At 67.8% G+C, this 16,593-nt stretch carries 10 protein-coding genes and 2 pseudogenes; 3 read left to right on the forward strand and 9 right to left on the reverse strand.

What is annotated here, in order from left to right:
- Positions 1-998: 998 nt before the first annotated feature.
- From ACZ48Z_RS09295 to ACZ48Z_RS09310, 4 genes are all read right to left on the reverse strand, one after another.
- On the reverse strand, positions 999-4,079 hold the full coding sequence (locus ACZ48Z_RS09295) for a family 78 glycoside hydrolase catalytic domain (RefSeq protein WP_468735244.1): 3,081 nt from the start codon (positions 4,077-4,079) through the stop codon (positions 999-1,001).
- A gap of 127 nt (positions 4,080-4,206) precedes the next feature.
- A complete protein-coding gene (locus tag ACZ48Z_RS09300) occupies positions 4,207-5,472 on the reverse strand; it encodes an ABC transporter substrate-binding protein (RefSeq protein ID WP_468735179.1) in 1,266 nt (421 codons plus the stop codon).
- A gap of 55 nt (positions 5,473-5,527) precedes the next feature.
- Positions 5,528-6,349 carry a carbohydrate ABC transporter permease gene (locus ACZ48Z_RS09305; protein WP_319332608.1) on the reverse strand — a complete coding sequence of 274 codons (822 nt, stop codon included), beginning with the start codon at positions 6,347-6,349 and terminating at the stop codon, positions 5,528-5,530.
- Positions 6,346-7,293: a carbohydrate ABC transporter permease gene (locus ACZ48Z_RS09310; protein WP_468735180.1), complete on the reverse strand. Its 948-nt coding sequence runs from the start codon at positions 7,291-7,293 to the stop codon at positions 6,346-6,348. The genes ACZ48Z_RS09305 and ACZ48Z_RS09310 overlap by 4 nt, the downstream gene beginning before the upstream one ends.
- A gap of 345 nt (positions 7,294-7,638) precedes the next feature.
- Here ACZ48Z_RS09310 and ACZ48Z_RS09315 point away from each other — a divergent pair, with 345 nt between their 5' ends.
- The gene (locus tag ACZ48Z_RS09315) at positions 7,639-8,676 is read left to right on the forward strand and encodes a LacI family DNA-binding transcriptional regulator (protein ID WP_468735181.1); all 1,038 of its coding nucleotides are present in this window, start codon (positions 7,639-7,641) and stop codon (positions 8,674-8,676) included.
- Positions 8,677-8,858: 182 nt separating this feature from the next.
- A complete protein-coding gene (locus ACZ48Z_RS09320) occupies positions 8,859-9,989 on the forward strand; it encodes an ABC transporter substrate-binding protein (RefSeq protein WP_468735182.1) in 1,131 nt (376 codons plus the stop codon).
- A gap of 1,016 nt (positions 9,990-11,005) precedes the next feature.
- On the opposite strand, the gene ACZ48Z_RS09325 is transcribed toward ACZ48Z_RS09320, so the two are convergent.
- Entirely contained in the window at positions 11,006-11,614 is a 609-nt protein-coding gene (locus ACZ48Z_RS09325; RefSeq protein ID WP_468735183.1) for a TetR/AcrR family transcriptional regulator, read from the reverse strand.
- Positions 11,615-11,746: 132 nt separating this feature from the next.
- Here ACZ48Z_RS09325 and ACZ48Z_RS09330 point away from each other — a divergent pair, with 132 nt between their 5' ends.
- Positions 11,747-12,586 carry an alpha/beta fold hydrolase gene (locus ACZ48Z_RS09330; RefSeq protein WP_468735184.1) on the forward strand — a complete coding sequence of 280 codons (840 nt, stop codon included), beginning with the start codon at positions 11,747-11,749 and terminating at the stop codon, positions 12,584-12,586.
- Here ACZ48Z_RS09330 and ACZ48Z_RS09335 read toward each other — a convergent pair.
- The 4 genes and pseudogenes from ACZ48Z_RS09335 to ACZ48Z_RS09350 form a co-directional block, all read right to left on the reverse strand.
- Entirely contained in the window at positions 12,552-13,694 is a 1,143-nt protein-coding gene (locus ACZ48Z_RS09335) for a nuclear transport factor 2 family protein (RefSeq protein WP_468735245.1), read from the reverse strand. The genes ACZ48Z_RS09330 and ACZ48Z_RS09335 overlap by 35 nt on opposite strands.
- Positions 13,683-13,967: pseudogene (locus ACZ48Z_RS09340) on the reverse strand (zinc-binding dehydrogenase); the annotation flags it as partial. The pseudogene ACZ48Z_RS09340 and the gene ACZ48Z_RS09335, both read right to left, overlap by 12 nt.
- A gap of 125 nt (positions 13,968-14,092) precedes the next feature.
- Positions 14,093-14,245, reverse strand: a pseudogene (locus ACZ48Z_RS09345) (IS30 family transposase); the annotation flags it as partial.
- A gap of 981 nt (positions 14,246-15,226) precedes the next feature.
- On the reverse strand, positions 15,227-15,805 hold the full coding sequence (locus tag ACZ48Z_RS09350) for a TetR/AcrR family transcriptional regulator (protein WP_466235003.1): 579 nt from the start codon (positions 15,803-15,805) through the stop codon (positions 15,227-15,229).
- Positions 15,806-16,593: the final 788 nt, after the last annotated feature.

Raw genomic sequence — 16,593 nt, forward strand, 5'->3', positions numbered from 1 at the left:
GAACCACCAGAACCACCTACCCACCGCCTGTACCAGCCCCCCCCCCCCCCCCCCCCCGCCCCCCCTCTCCTTTCCCCCCCCCCCCCCCCCCCCCCCCCCCCCCCCCCCCCCCGCACGCCAGAATCGCTCCACGAACGACAACGGGTCGACCGAGGGCGACGGACCGGCTCGGGGCACACGGCGATAGCTCCGGCATCCACATCTGGGGACGGCACGGACGTCGCGTCGGCCCCGCGCGGGCTGTCCTCGCGTCCGGCCAGCGTCCAGAATCCGACATCCAGACGCTCGCACAGCCCACCCACGACGCCATCCTCCAGCCATGGGCCGATACGTCTGCGCAGGTCAGAGGGACCTCAACTAACGCTGATGACAACGGAGTCGAACTTACGAACAGCGGATTCAGCCTGATCAGAAGGTTTCTCCTCGCACAGCGAAGAGTGGGGCGGGTGGGACTCGAACCCACGGCCGACGGATTATGAGTCCCTTGGGGGGCTTGGCGGCCCTTGCCGATCAACGCTCATCTTTGTCATTTTCCCAGGTCAGACGTGCCGATCAATGTCAGCCCTGTGTGGTGCTTGTCGATCTGTTCCTGTCCTTGTGGCCCCTCAATGGCCCCTGGGAGCCGATGAGTTGGGCGGCTGCCACAGCAGCCGCCGTGCCCGCCCGGTTCAGCCAAGGGGACAGAACCCTCGCACAGCGGAGTCCCTTACCGGGGGAGCTGGCCACCGCCCTCCTCGCCCGAGGTGGAGCCGCACAGCGTTTTCGCAGGTGAGCCGCCTGATCGCAGACCAGCGCGTCGTTAAGCCCGTTCGGAAAATCTCGTCCAGCACTCCAGCGCCTGGTCTGCGACGAGTTCAGCGGGGCAGCGCCCGGCGTGCACCGGTCGCGCCCTCGCTCGCCGGGTGCTGTCGATGACCGCGTCCGCGATGCCCCCTCGGCGCCGCGAACACGGCCGCTTCGTGATGTCGGCACCTGCCTGACAGGCGTCTGGCGGCAGGTCAGCGGAGCCGGGCGGTCAGGTGATATCGGCCCGAGGGCAACCTGTACGAGGCCACACCGTCCTTGTGGCCGAGGAGACGCACCCCGTCCACTCGGGCCAGCGGAGTCCGTCCTTCGCGGACGGCATCGGCGGAGATGGCTGAAAGGCGCAGCGTCGCCTCGCTGTTGGCGGGCACGAGCGCGTCGTACGCAAGGCTCCCGCCTCCGTCCTCCATCTTCCACTCGCTCCTGATCTCGCCGTACGGCGACTCGTGCGAGCCCGACACCTGCGTGATCCTGGCGGTGGGATCGATGTGGGGTTGCAGGACGAAGTGCTTGAAGCCGGGGCTGTCCGGGTCGCGGGCGATGCCGGCCATGTAGGCGTACATCCACTCCATGATCGCGCCGTAGGCGTAGTGGTTGAAGGAGTTCATGCTTACCGGCCCGAACCCGTCCTCCTTGGAGTAGGAGTTCCATCGCTCCCAGACGGTGGTGGCGCCGTTCTTCACGGAGAACAGCCAGGACGGCAAGGCGTCCTGGTGGAGCAGCTTGTACGCCAGGTCCGCGCGCCCCTCGTCGGTGAGGATGGGGGCGAGGACGTTGACGCCGAGGAATCCGACGGACAGCGTGTTCTCGGCGTACCCGACCCGGCTGCTGTTCGGGTGCGCCGCCTTGTAGGCTTCGTCGTTGCCGATGTTGTCGGCGAGATGCCCGACGAGTGTGCGGCGTTGGGCCTCCGTCTCGTAGAAACCGAGCTTGAGGACCCAGAGCAGCGCCGTCTGGCTGTTGTCCTCCGTCTTCTGGTCGGGGTCGGAGCCCGGTTCGATCGGGGAGGCGTCGCCGAGGCTGGACTTGACCGTGACCGCGCCGCCCTCGGTGCTCAGGTACTTGGTGATGAACGCCTGCCTGATGCGTCCGAAGAGCCGGTCGTACACCTCTCCCTCCGACGTCCTGCCGATCGCGCGGGCCATCTGTGCCATCAGCCGGGTGCTGTAGCCGTAGTAGACGTCGCTCATCAGCTGGGCGCTGGTCTTCTGGGGCCCCAGCCAGTCGCCGGTGAGGGATCCCTGTCCGGCGTAGGTGTCGCCGGTCTGCTCCTGGATCCAGTCCAGATAGCGGGTCATCGCCGGCCAGTTGTCCTTGACGATGGTCGCGTCCCCGGTCATCTGCCACACGGTCCAGGGCACGATGACACCGGCGTCCGCCCAACCGCTGCCGCCGCCGGGGAAGTTGAAACGTCCGGTGGGGGCGACCCCGGTGAACTGGGCTTTGTCCGTACCGTAGATGGCCTGGGAGTCGACGACCGTGCCCTGGAAGTGACTGAGGAAGACCCCGGCGTCCACGTTGTACAGACCCGTCGTGGAGAAGACCTGGGTGTCGCCGGTCCAGCCGAGGCGTTCGTCGCGCTGCGGGCAGTCGGTGGGCACCCAGAGGTAGTTGCCGCGCTGACCCCAACGGATGTTGCTCGCAAGCTGGTTGGTGTCGGGATCGTTGGTGGTGAAGGTACCGATCTCGCGGATCGCGGAGGTGGCGACCTTTCCGGTCAGGCCGGCGATCGTGACGGTGTCCGTCGTGGTGACGGACACATAACGGAAGCCATAGAAGGTCAGGCAGTCCTGGTGGGTCTCGCCGTGCCGGTCGCCCTTGAGGATGTAGGTGCTAGTGGCCTTGGCGCTTCGGAGATTGGCCCGGTAGAGGGAGCCCTCGGGGCCGTCCGCGCCGGCGCTGTCGTCATTGAGCATCTCGCCGAACCTGAACTCGACCTTCGCTCCGGCGGGGCCGCGCAGGCTGTAGCGGGCCACACCGACCATGTTCTGACCGAGGTCGAAGACGGCCGTCTCGCCACTGCCGATCATGGCCGAGGCGGAGGCCGCCTTCACGGGGTCGGTCACCGTCCGGGCGGGGTCCACGACGATGCGGCCCCTGCCGTTGGGGCTGCCGTCCTGCCCGGTCACCCCCGTGGCGACGGTGATCGACCGCGGTCGCCGATCCCAACGGTCCATGAAGCGCGCGGTCTCGCCCGGGTGGACGAGGAGCTGCACGTCCGGGAACTTGTCCTCGAAGGCGACTCGCTCCACGTCCGACCAGGCCGAGTCGTCGAACCCGTGCGCTGTCCAGCCCGGCAGCTCCATCCGGGCGTCGTAGGTCTGGCCGTCGTAGATGTCGTCGGCGCGGTAGGGGCCGGTGTCGGTGGCCTTCCAGCCGCCGTCCGGCCCGGTGACGACCGTCTGCGACGTCCCGTCGGCGTACCGGATCAGTAGCTTGGCCTTGACGGCCAAGGCGTTGCCGTCCGCCGAGTAGTACGTACTGCCGTCGGATATACGGCCGTTGTACCAGCCGTTACCCAGGACGAACCCGAGGGTGACGTCCGCGCGCTCTCGCGTCACGAGGTCCGTGACGTCATACGTCATGTAGTTGACGCGCGCGTCGTAGTTCGTCGAGCCCGGGGGGAGCAGTTCGATCGCGGTGCCGTCGTCCTGCGGGACGGTCACGTGGCGTCCGTTGACATAGGCCTCGTACACGCCGAGGGCCGAGACGTACAGCCGCGCCTCGCGGATCCCCTTCTTCAGAACCACTTGCCTCCGAAGCATCGGCGCCCCGGCCGAGTTGGGGACCTTCCCCTTCATCCCGATCCACTGCGAGCCCTCCCATCCGCCGACGCCGTCGGTGCTCATGAGGCCGGTCTCGAAGAAGGCGGGGGGCGCCGTACCGACCGGACGGCCTTCGGCGTCCCAGACGGTGACGGTCCAGTGGTAGCGGGTCGAGGTGTTCAGCGCCCTGCCCGCGTAGCGGACAGCCACAGAATCGGCGGAGCGTACGCGGCCGCTGTCCCAGACGTCCGCGCGACTGGCCGTCAGCCTGTCCCGTGAGCTCGCCACCAGGATCTGGTAGGCCCCCTGGCTCCGCCCGCGCGACGCGGACCGCATGCGCCAGCCGAAGCGCGGCCGCTCGGCGTCCACGCCCAGGGGGTCGGTGCGGTGTTCCACGGTCAGTCCGGTCACCGCGGCCTCCGGACGGCGGGACGGTGCCGCCTGCGCGGTGGCCGAGCCGCCCACGGCGCCGGCCACTACCGGCACCGCGCCGGCCGTCGCCACGAGCATGGTTCTACGGCGGATTCCCGCGTCGCCTCCGCCGGGGGCATCGCTCTTGCCGAGGTCACGGTCCGTGCCGTCCGCATGGTGGGGTGCATTGCTCACACCGTCATCCCTTCGGGTGTTGGGGGGGTGGTCAGGAGCCGGACTTGTAGTCGGTGTCCATCTCGGCGAGGAGCTTTTCGGGCGTGGACTGGCCGCTGAAGATCTCCTGAAGGCCGCTGAGCATGGTCTGCTGGACCTTGGCGTTGGGCCACAGCTGGTCCATGAACGGCACGGTGCGGTCCGACGTGATGAACTTGGACAGTTCGGCCAGGGACGGATCCGCCACGTACCCCGTGTCCGGCAGGGAGGGCAGACCGCCCTGCTTCTTGACGAACAGCTTCATGCCGTCGTGCGACATCACGAAGTTCACGAACTTCAGGGCGAGTTCCTTGTTCTTCGCCTTGGCGTTGACGCCGTAGCCGGCGCCCGCAGCCGCCGGGATGAGGGTCTGGGACGGGTCATCGGTGGCGGGGAGCGCCTTGAGCGTGAACGTGCCCTGCGGGTTCTTGCCCTTCAGGAGGGCGATCACCCAGTTGCCCTGGATGATGCCGAGGGTCTTGCCGGTGGCTGCGAGGGCTTGGCCGGCTTCGTAGTTGGTGCCCAGCGGGTTCTTCTGGAAGCAGCCGGTCTTCTCCATCGTGAGGTACTTGTCCAGGGCGGTGGCCCACTGCGACTTGGCGAAGGTGGTCTGGCCCGCCTGCATCTTCTGGTCGAAGTCGCGGTCCGGGCCGTAGACGGTGGTGGCGACCAGTGCGTACAGGACGAGTTGGGTCACCCAGTTGTCCTGGTTGCCGAGGGCGAAGGCAGGGGTTCCCTTGGCCTTCGCGGCCTTGCAGAAGGCCAGCAGGTCGGTCCAGGTGTCCGGCGCGGTGAGCCCGGCCTTCTGCATGGCCTGCTCGTTGTAGACGGCGCCGATGCCGTTCTGGCCGAAGATCGCGTTGTACGTCTTGCCCTCGTACTGCGCGACACTCTTGATGGCGTCCGGCATCTTGGCGGCCCAGGACTGGTCCGAAAGGTCGCGCAGATAGCCGGGCTTGGCCAGGACGACCGTGGCGCCCGGGTTGCCGTTGCCGGGCCAGACCGACATCACGTCGGGGGCGGTGCCCGAGGACAGCTGGGTGCGGATCTGCTGCTGGTACTGGTCGGCGCCGCTGGTGGTGTAGCGGACCTTGACGCCGGGGTTGGCCTTCTCGAACGCCTTGACGACGTCCTCGACGGAGCCCTGGTCGACCGAGGCGAGCGTCAGGGTCTTCGATCCGCCGCCGGAGTCTCCTGCCCTGGTACCGCCGCTGCAGGCGGCCAACACCGCCACGGACGTCACCGCGGCGATCAGGGCCGGGAGTGTGCGTGTCTTCATGAAGTCCCCCTCGGGGAAGAGCCACCGGACATGAGGGACGGGTGGGCGGCGTGTGTCATCCGCGCAGCCCTCCCGCGAAGCCGTTGATGATGCTGCGCTGGAGCAGGAAGTAGACGAGCAGGACGGGCAGGATGCTGATCACCAGTGCGGCGAAGATGAGGTTCCAGTCGGTGACGTACTGGCCGACGAAGCCGGCGATCGCGACCGGCATGGTCTGCTGGGCGCTGCCGCTGAGGTACAGCAACGGGGTGAAGAAGTCGTTCCAGATGGCGACCGTGTTGAGCACCAGAGCGGTCACCGTGATCGGTTTGAGCATCGGCAGGACGACGTACCGGAAGCCCTGCAGCGAGGTGCAGCCGTCGATCAGTGCCGCGTCCTCGAAGTCCCGGGGCAAGGCGCGCAGAAAGCCGACGTACAGGAAGACGGTGAAGGGCACCTGCAGACCGGAGTAGAAGAGGACCAACGCCCAGGGGGTGCCGAGGAGCCCCATGTCCCGCATGGTCTGGTAGAGCGGCAGGGCCGCCAGTTGGAACGGCAGGACCAGGCCCAGGAGGAAGGTCAGATACGTTCCCCGGGACCAGCGGGCCGCCACCCGGGCCAGGGGGTACGCCGCGAGCGACGAGACGGCCAGCACGATGACGACACTGCACACCGTCACCAGCACGCTGTTGACCAACGCCCCGCCCAGCGCGCCCTGCTGCCAGGCCTGGGTGAAGTTGGCGAGGGTGGGTGAGGTGGTCGGGCTGATCGGTGAGGAGGTGTCCGACGCCGGGCGTACGGCCAGGTTGACCAGGACGTACACCGGGAAGCCCACGACCAGGGCCGCGGCGATCATCGCCAGTTCCAGCGCGAGGGTGCGGCGGCGGTAGCGGATCATGAGACGGCCCTCTCGTTGCGGGACAGCACCAGGTACTGACCGGTCGAGACGACTGCCACGATGATCGTGAGGACGACCGCGAGCGCGATGCTGTAGCCGAACTCGCCGAGCGTGAAGGCGTCCTTGTAGATCAGGGTGGAGAGGGTGTCGGTGGCGTGGCCGGGGCCGCCGCCGGTCAACGCGTAGACCTGGTCGAAGAGTTTGATGCCGCCGATGATCGACAGCATCAGGTTGACGGTGAGGGCCGGGGCCAGCAGCGGGCGCGTGACCGACCAGAAGCGGCGCACGGGGCCCGCCCCGTCGATGGCGGCCGCCTCGTGGATCTCCTTGGGCACGGACTGGAGTCCGGCCAGGAAGATGACCATCGAGTAGCCGGCGTACTGCCAGACGATCACTCCGATCACCGACCACAGAGCGACCTGCGGACTGCCCAGCCAGTCCTGCTGCCAGCCGTCCAGCCCCGCGGCGCCGAGCAGGCTGTTGACCGCGCCGTCCGGGCCGAGCAGGTTGCGCCAGAGGTAGGCGGTGACGATCGGGGTGATCACGGCCGGGGCGAACAGGAACACCCGGAGCGCGTTGCGGGACTTGATCGCCGAGTTGACGCCGAGGGCCAGCAGCAGACCCACGGCGTTCTGGACGACCGTGATCGACACGGCGATCAGCAGGGTGTGCCAGATGGCCTGCATTGCGTCGGGGTCGTCGAGTATGTCGGAGAAGTTGTCCAGGCCGATGAACGAGAAGTCGGGGTCGAGACCGTCCCAGTCGGTGAAGGCGTAGTAGACACCGCGGACACTCGGCACCAGGACCACGAAGGCGAACAGCAGCAGCGCGGGCAGCGCGAACCACCAGGGCGGGGTGGTGCGCGCCCGCCGGACCTTCGGCGCCCGCTTCGCATCGGGAGGCCGGTCATGGTCCGGCAGCTGCTCGTGCGGGGCGAGGGTCATCGACGCACCTCCTCTTATGAAACGTTTCAAACAGAGTGTTGAATCGGGGCTCCAGCACTGCGGACTGTGTGTGGGGGCGCCGACCGGTTGTCGTGGTGGGTGATGCGGTCCAGGTGTCGGATGGTCCGGTGGTCGGATGCGGGGCCGGATGGCCCGGAGTCCGATGGGTAACGTTTCCCATAGGTGTTGCCAGACCCTAGAGAGCGTCCTGCGTGACGTCAAGATGCCGCGCAAGCTGCGCAATTGTTACGACGGTGACGCGACTCAGGGTCTGCGGCGGCTCCACCGAATCACGCATTCCGTCCTACACTCGCCGACAACGTTTCCCGAAGGGACAGGAACCGGATGGAGCCGCAGGCCCGGCCTCGACGCGTCACCATCGTCGACGTCGCCCGTCACGCAGAGGTGTCCACGACCGCCGTTTCCAAGGTGCTGCGCAACGCGTACGGTGCCAGCCCCGAGATGCGCGCCAAGGTGCGCCGCGCGATCGACGAACTGGGCTACCGGCCGAACGCCGGCGCCAGGGGCCTGCGCGGACAGACGTACACCATCGGTGTCATGCTGCCCGACATCCGCAACCCCTTCTTCCCCGAGATCCTCGACGGCATCACCACCTCGCTTGCGGACACCGAGTACCAGGTGCTCCTCGGCCCGGGCTGCAACGGGGAGAAGGAGGAGGCCCGCGTCACCGAGGCAATGATCGACCGCGGCATGGACGGCATCATCCTGGTTGCACCGATCTCTTCACGCGCCCATATGGAGCGCGTCGGCAGCGCGGTGCCGACCGTCGTCATCGGCCGCCACGGCTCCTCTCCTGCGTACGACACGGTGGCCGACGACGACGTCGAGGGCGCCGCGCTGGTCGTCGGCCACCTGGCCGGCCTCGGGCATCGCCGGATCGCCCACATCGAGCATCACGAGACCGATCCGACGCGCCTCACGGAGATGCCCAACGCCCGCCGCGCCGACGGTTATCGCCAGGCCATGCGGCAGCACGGCCTGGAGGAGTGGACCGACGTCGTCTCCACCAGCTACACCCAGGACGGCGGTTACCGGGGCACGAAGGAGCTGCTGGCCCGGCCCGTCCGGCCCACGGCCGTCTTCGCCGGAGCGGACATCGTCGCCATGGGCGTGCTCGAAGCGGTCGCCGAGGCCGGGCTGTCCGTGCCCGGCGATCTCTCGGTGGCCGGCTACGACAACACCACGTTCGCCGCGTTCGGCCCGATCTCCCTCACCAGCGTCGACCAGGGCGGTCGCGAGATGGGCCAGAACGCCGTACGCCTCCTCCTGGAGCGGATCGCCGACCGTGGCCGCCGATCGGCCCAGGTCACCCTCTCCCCCACGCTCGTACCGCGCCGGTCCACTGCGCGGCTGACGGAGTAGGGCGTCAGCTCCGAGTTGTGCAGCTGGCGTTCAATCGTTCGATTGAAGGTTGAATTCGGCCTTTGGAAAACGTTGCCCATCCGGGTGGGGTGAGGCAAGGATGAAGGGCGCCCGACGACCATGGCCGTGCCCAGGCGCCGGGGCTTCACCACTCCACCCCCCATGAGAGAGGCCTCTTCAGCGTGACCACCTTCAGCAGACGACATGTCCTGGCCACCGGTGCCGCCCTCGGCGTCGGAGCCCTCGGCGCCACCGCGACTCCAGCCGCGGCCGCCCCGGCGGGCTACCGCGGTGCGGGCAAGCGCGAGGAGACGCGAACGCTCGACGAGCTCTACCAGGCCGCGCTCGCAGAGGGCGGCAAGCTCGTCGTCTACGCCGGCGGCGACACCCCCACCCAGCAGGACGCCACCAAGGCGGCCTTCAAGGACCGCTTCCCGGAGATAGACCTCACGCTGATCGTCGACTACAGCAAGTACCACGACGTCCGCGTCGACAACCAGTTCGCCACCGACACCCTCGTCCCGGACCTCGTCCAGTTCCAGACCCTCCAGGACTTCGACCGCTGGAAGCAGCAGGGCCGCCTCCTGCACTACAAGCCCGCCGGGTTCTCCAAGGTCTACGACAAGTTCAAGGACCCGCAGGGCGCATGGGTGGCCACCTCGGCGCTCGCCTTCAGCTTCATGTACGACACGGCGACAGTCGGCGGGACGACGCCGCTCACCCCGCGCGACCTGGTCGACCCGAAGTGGAAGGGGAAGATCGCCTCCGCCTACCCGCACGACGACGACGCGGTCCTCTACCTCTTCTCGCTGTACGCCCAGAAGTACGGCTGGGACTGGGTCGCCAAGTTCGCCGAGCAGGACGTGCGGTTCGGGCGGGGCAGCAACTCCCCGGGCGACGCCGTCTTCGGCGGGCAGAAGGCGATCGGTGTCGGCACTGCCGGATCTGCGGTCAGCACTTCTCCCGTGACCTTCGCCATCGGCGCCGGGCACCCGTTCATGGCCTGGGGCCAGCGCGCCGCGATCCTCAAGCAGGCCAAGAACTCCACGGCCGCCAAGCTCTTCCTCAACTGGCAACTGTCGGCCGAGATGCAGAACGGGTCGTTCAACGGCTGGTCCGTCCGCACCGACGTCACTCCCCCGGCGGGACTGAAGCCGATCTGGGAGTACCCGAACGCCCACGTGGACGGTTTCCCCCGCTTCATGGCCGACCGTGCCGCGGTCGAACGCTGGAAGCAGACCTTCGCCCTCTACTTCGGCGAGGTCAAGGGCGACCCAACACCCGGCTGGTTGGGACTGCACCCAGGGGTATAGACGTGGTGCGGGTGCGTCTGCCGGCGCACCGCGCCCGCACCCGCACCCGCACCCGCACCCGCACCCGCACCCGCACCCGCACCCGCACCCGCCAGACCTGACACTCTGCCGCCCCGGACTCGCAGCGCGAGGAAATGGGCGGTCTTGGCCCGCCGCGCCCACTGCGCCAGCTGCCTGCGCTCAGCCTCGTCCAGGACAGGACGAACTCACAATGCTGCAGCTCGCCCCACTCTTCCGGGCGCTCCATTGGCCGCGCTGTGGATGGCTGCCCCAGCAGCGCCACCATCAATGGGACAACGGATCGCCCCCGAGACACCGTCGGCCTGGACACGGCTACGCCCTCCCGGCCCCCTGTACGGCCCCTGGGTCCTGGCATTGGCCCTCAAGTCAGTCGCCCGGACCGCGAGCCAGGACCTCGATCATCCACTCAGCTGCAGGTCAGACGGTTTGCAGCTCCCCAGGCCGTCTCCGGACCCTAAACCCACGAGCAGCGGATTCAGTCCGTCCAGGCAAAGTTGACGATCCGACAGGACAAAATGAACGTTTCCGCAGTTCAGAGGCCTGCACAGGTGGGGCGGGTGGGACTCGAACCCACGGCCGACGGATTATGAGTCCTTTGAGGATCTTGGCGGTCCTTGCCGATCAATGCCGATTCACACCGTTCTTACAGGTCAGACGTGCTGATCCGTGTCAGCCCTTTGCAGTGCTTGTCGGTCCGTTCCTGTCCTTGTGGCCCCTCAACGGCCCCTGGAGGTCGATGCGTTCGACGGTCGTCACGGAAGCAGCCATGTCCGCACAGTTCAACCAAGGGGATAGAACCTTCGCACAGCGGATCTCCCTTCCAACGCGCAGAGGCCCCGACCCTCTACTCCGGGCGGAGCCTCTGCGGCCATTTCCGCAGGCCAAACGCTTCCTCGTCACCCTATCCAGCTCAGTCGCCTTCTCCCAGAGCGAGCTGACGGGATCGGGCGGACGTCTGACCCTCGGGCGGTCGGCCCTGTGTCGGTCGACTGCGGTCAGGCTTCCGGACGCCGTGCCGCCGGCTGATCGCTGCTGCCGTGCGCCAGCGAGGCGAGAATCCCCTGGCGGCAGGCATCGAGGATTTCGTCCGCCAGCGGAGAATCATCTGGGCATGCCCGCGACAACACGATCGCGCCGATCGAATGGGCGAGCATGTCGATCACCGTGGTGCGGGCCGCGCACTGGTCCGCATCCCCCGGCGTAGCGCTTTGGGACTGAAGGGCCGTCAGCAGGTTCTCGATCCCGGCGGCGAACTCTGTTCTGAGGTTCGCCGGCTGACGTGCGGCGTCGCCGCTGAGGGCCGCGATGGTGCAGCCGTCATCGCGCCTGTCGCGATGCTCCCGGGAGACGTAGTTCTTGACGAACTCGGCGGGATTCAGACCTTCCGTCCGTGCCGCGGTCTGTGAGAGCCCGGTTGCGGACGCTTCGGTCATGAGGTCGGCCTTGGAGCGGAAGTGCTTGTAGAACCCGCCATGGGTGAACCCGGCGGCTGCCATCAGTTCTGCCACGCCGACACCGTCGTAGCCGCGCTCGCGGAACAGCCTGGCGGCTGTCCCGACGATGTGCGCACGGTTGCGCTCTGCCTGTGCCTTGGTGACCCGCATGTCCAGCCACCCCCTTCTCCGGTCGACGCGCGGCAGTCCACCATACATAGATGTCGATCGACATCAAAGTGGTTGACTTTTTAGATTATGACCGTAATCGTATTGCTCACCCGCCACAGAAAGGGCCAGGCCATGAGTGACACACACCTGACTGCACCGACTCAGTACATCGAGGTCGACGGCGACCGATTCGCCTACCGACGCTGGGGCAAGCCCTCCGGCGTCCCGATCTTCCTGGTCCAGCACTTCCGCGGAGGGATGGACCACTGGGACCCCCTGCTCACCGACGGCCTGGCCGAAGGCCGCGAGGTCATCCTGTTCAACGGGCGCGGCATCGCCTCGTCATCCGGCACGCCGCGTAACCGGATCGAGGACATGGCCGACGACATCGCCGCGGTCATCCGGGCGCTGGGGCTGGAGCAGGTCGATCTGCTCGGCTTCTCGATCGGCGGTTTCCAGGTACAGGAGGTCGCGCTGCGCCACCCTCAGCTGGTGCGCAAGCTCCTCCTGCTCGGCACCGGCCTCCGAGGCGGGGACCCGACGAGTGACCCCCAGGTGCCTGACCACGCGCTGAATCCGGTCCACGTCCTGGAGAACTTCCTCTTCCTGTTCTTCGGCCGCTCGGAAGCCGCGATCGAAGCCGGCCGGGCCTTCTGGGAGCGGCGTCACCAGCGGGCCGACCAGGACACGCCGGCCTCGCCCGCAGTCGCGCAGGCGCAGGTCGAAGCGGTGATCGCCTATGCGGAACCGCTGCCGGGCGAGAATCCCTACACCCACCTGAATGCGATCACCCAGCCGACGCTGGTCCTCAACGGCGAGAACGACGTGATGATCGCCTCGATCAACTCCTGGCACCTCGCCCAGAACATCCCCAACGCTCAACTGCTGATCTACCCCGATGCCGGGCATGGAGCGCAGTTCCAGTACCCCGAGCGGTTCATGAAGCACGCGCTTCAGTTCCTCGACGAGTAACCAGCCGCGCGCGAAAGGCGAACGGCACGTCCTGGGCGTGTCCCCCACCCCCGAAGAACCACTTGAGTGGGGCCCGGGGTGGCGGCCAGCGGCCGGCTGGACGAGTGACGGAGGGCGCGGGGCCCGATACGGGCGAGAGCGCAAGCAGGAGACGCGGCGGCGGATCATCGAGACGGCTGGGCGTCGGTTCAAGAGCGACGGGATCGACGGTTCGGGGATCGCCGCGCTGATGGCCCAATGCCGGTCGCTCTTGTGGGGGCTGGACACGATTCGCCCCGCCCCCGGCGGCTGTCAGAACATCGTGTTGTCGTTGGCGGCGGTCTCGGGCACGGCCTGTTCGGAGCTCCAGTGCTCGACGATCCTGGCATCGCGGACCCGGAAGAGGTCGATGACCGACCGGCCACGCTCGCCCGGCGTGTCGACGTAGTGGCTGTGCACGGTGGCTGTGCACGGCGACCAGGTCGCCTTCGGCGATGACGCGTTTCGGTGTGACACTCGACTGCGGGAACTTGTCGAAGTAGCTGCCCAGGTCGGCCTTGAGGCCGGCCGCGCCGTCGGAGATGTTCGGGCCGTGTTCGTGGTAGTCGGCGCCGACGTAGGCGTCGATGGCGGTCAGGTCCTTGCGGACCAGCAGCTGGTCGACGAACGCGGTGACCAGTTCCTTGTGGTAGGCGGTGAACCAGCGCTGCCCGACCGCGTCGGTCCGCGGCTCGCTGAGCGTGGCGAACATGTCGTTGCCGCTGGCCGTGGTGGCGGGCACTTCCTGAATGACGTCCCAGTGCTCGGCGATCTTGCCGTCCTGGAAGCGGAACAGGTCGAACACGGCCAGACCCGGGGTGCCCGGCACCATGACGTAGCGGGAGTGCAGCAGCACCAGATTGCCGTCGGTGATGATCCGGCGGGGCTCGAAGGCGGCCTGCGGGAACTGCTGTCGCATGGCGCCGCTGAAGTTCTTGAGGGCGTCGGCCCCGTCGGGCGCCAGGGGGTTGTGCTGGATGTAGGAATCGGGCCGCACGACCCGATCGACGATGGCCGTGTCGCCGAGGACGAACACGTCATGCAGCAGTTGCTTGGCAAGTTGTGCCTTGCTGTCTCGGACAGTCAGCACGATCTTGCCGGTGGTGCGGCCGGTCTCGCCGAGCGTGTACGCCTTCGCGGCCTCGGCAAGCGGGAAGGTGGCGTCGATGTGGGCGCGCAGTGCGCCGGTCTCGACGAGGGCGGCGATGGCCTGCATGCCGGCGTGGTCGGCCTCGACCAGCAGCGACTCGTAGCGGATCCCCCGCTCGGCGATCGCCGCCAGTTCGCCGGCGTCGACGGGTACCGGAAGGATCGAGACGAGGGTGCCGCCCGGGCACAGCACGGCCACGGATCGGGCGCGGGAAGCGGTATGCCTTCTCGCCACGGCCGCCAAGGCACCACGCCCTCGGAGTGCGACCGCACCACAGGCAAGGACGAGCAGGTTCGAGACACGGCTGGCGGCGCCGTCGAGGCCGGCACAACACGTGGTCAGTGTGAGGCGGCCGTGAGGAGTGTATGCAGGCGCTCGGCTGGGGTTTCCCAGCCGAGCGTCTTGCGTGGTCGGCCGTTGAGTTCGGCGGCGACGGCGTCGAGGGGCTGCGCTCCAGCTCGGCCGCGATCTTCCTCACCGGCGCCAGATGGTGCGCTGACCGCACATGGCTCAGTTTTGATGAACGCGGTGCGCCGTCCATGGGACCGTTTCCTCTTCGGGCCGTTTCCCTGACCTCGGGCCTGTCTGCCAGACGCACCGGCATCCACGCCGCCTCCAGTGCCGGCCCGGCACTCGACCGTCCGCACGGTGGACGGCAGCTCCATGCCGCCGAACCAGCAAACGGGACCACGAAATCGGCCCGGAAACACTCTCGGCCTGACCCCGGCCGCGCCCTCCCGGCCCCTGTATGGCCCCTGGGTCTTGGGGACGACCCGCAGCGCAGTCGCCCGGACCGAGAGGCGGCAACCTTAGACAACTACTCCGCCGCAGGTCAGAGGGGTTGGATCTCCCCGGAACGCTGCCGGACCTCAAACCTACGAGCAGCGGATTCCGTCCGTTCAGGCAGAGTTGACGCCCCAACACCCAAAAACGAACGTTTCAGCAGGTCAGAAGCCTGCACAGGTGGGGCGGGTGGGACTCGAACCCACGGCCGACGGATTATGAGTCCTTTGAGGATCTTGGCGGTCCTTGCCGATCAATGCTCATCCTGGCCGTTTTCCCAGCTCAGACGCGGCTTGGCGCCTCAGTCCTTCCCGGCCTTTGTCAGTCTTTTCCGATCCTTGTGTCCAACCAGCGTCCAGAACGCGTCCTGGAAGGACAAGCCCAACCGGCTTCCGAGACGATCGCCCCAGCTCGGGAGTGCACCTCGAACTCGCCCGCAGCGGATTCCACTTCCAGCGCACTGAAGCTCCGCCTCCCCTCGGGGCGGCCCCCTAGTGGCCGTGGCCGCAGGTGGCCCTCCTGTATGTCAGGGCCCAGACCCTCGGCATGGGAAGCAGGACCGAGGTGCTCCCATACTGCGTCCGCGTGACTGTCCAGGTCGAGCTGTGCCACCAGGCATGAGTGTCGCTGACAGGCTTCGGCGGCGGCAGCCGATCGGTGGATCCGGCGCCCTGCCGAGCAGTTGTGGCTCAGCCGCGTGGTCCTGCGCCGTGCAGGAGCGTGTCGATGACGAGTGTGGCCTGTGCATCCGGGTCCTGCGCGGCTGGATCCTTATCTGCGCCGGGCCTGTTGAGGGCTTCGCTGAGGAGGGCGTAGTACACCTGCCGCGTCCACTCCAGGTCCGCGTCCGGGGCCAGGAGGCCCTCGCGCTGCGCCCGGTCCAGGAGTTGGACGGTGTGGGCGTCGATCTCCTGCCAGAGTGCGGCTGCGGCTGCGGTGTGGGCCGTGGCGTGACTGAGGGTGTACCGCCAAGTGTTCTTGACCCGCATCACGTTCGCGGTCACCCGGTACAGCGCCACGAGTGCGGGAGCGGAGTCGGGCCGGGCTTCCTCGATGGCGTCGATGAGTTGCTGCTTCGCGGAGACTGCGAGCGCCTCCAACAGCGCCTGCCGGTTCGCGAACCGGCGGTGCACGGTGATCCTTGTCAGCCCCGCCGCCTCGGCGATCTGTTCCATGGAAGCGCCGGCATCCTGGGCGAGGACCCGCTCGGCCGCCTCCAGAATCGCGCGCACACTGCGCTCGGCATCTGCCCGCAGTGCTCGGCCCATGTCTGTCTCCTGTCTGGTCGTTCGCTACCTGCTCCCTTGTAGAGGATACGTGAACGCTACGGGTACCTCATTAATTGAAACTTTGGAGTTACTGTTCTGAATGTAATTGATACTGCAATGACACCGATAGACGTTCTTCAAGGACACCGCGTCCAGCCGGGCCGCGTGAACGGAGTTCCCGTAGCGCCTCGGCCGGCACACCACCGGCCCCGACGCCCCCGCGATCCTCACGACCCGCGACGCACCGCTCACCGCGATGCCCGAGTGGGGCATCTTCGACAGGTCCCAGCAAGTTCGGCAAGCAGGTCAACGGCTTCCTCGACCGCTGACGGCCTCTCTGCCGCGTGACGCTCGTCGACGCCAAGCGCGGTTTCGCCCGATCAGCAGGCTTGCCCCGCCGGATCCGAGGTCTCCCCTGTGACGACTGCGTACGCCAGACCGTCGCCAAGGAGTCATCCGCTCCTCGGGATCCACGGGAAACGACATGCCCGCCTCCCCAGCACTCCAAGCGGCCGGTACCCAGGTGCCGGCCGGGATCGGGCGCCGCACACATGACCGCCGCTCCGCCGGTCTTCCGAGCCCCCTTCCGAAACCAGCGGAGTTCTCCCTCCACATCTTCGCCTGCGACCCGGGCGGCCCTGGTCGGCGGCTCGCGTAGCGCGCCGCATCCCGCCCGATCCCGCCAAACCCTGGTTTTCCGGTACCTCCTCCAAGCCGTCAACCGGCTGGCCGACTGCGACCACTGCGACTGGACCCTGCCGAGCGTTCGGGGCCCAGGAGGCCACGGA

It is taken from the genome of Streptomyces sp. NPDC031225 (genome assembly GCF_055570355.1).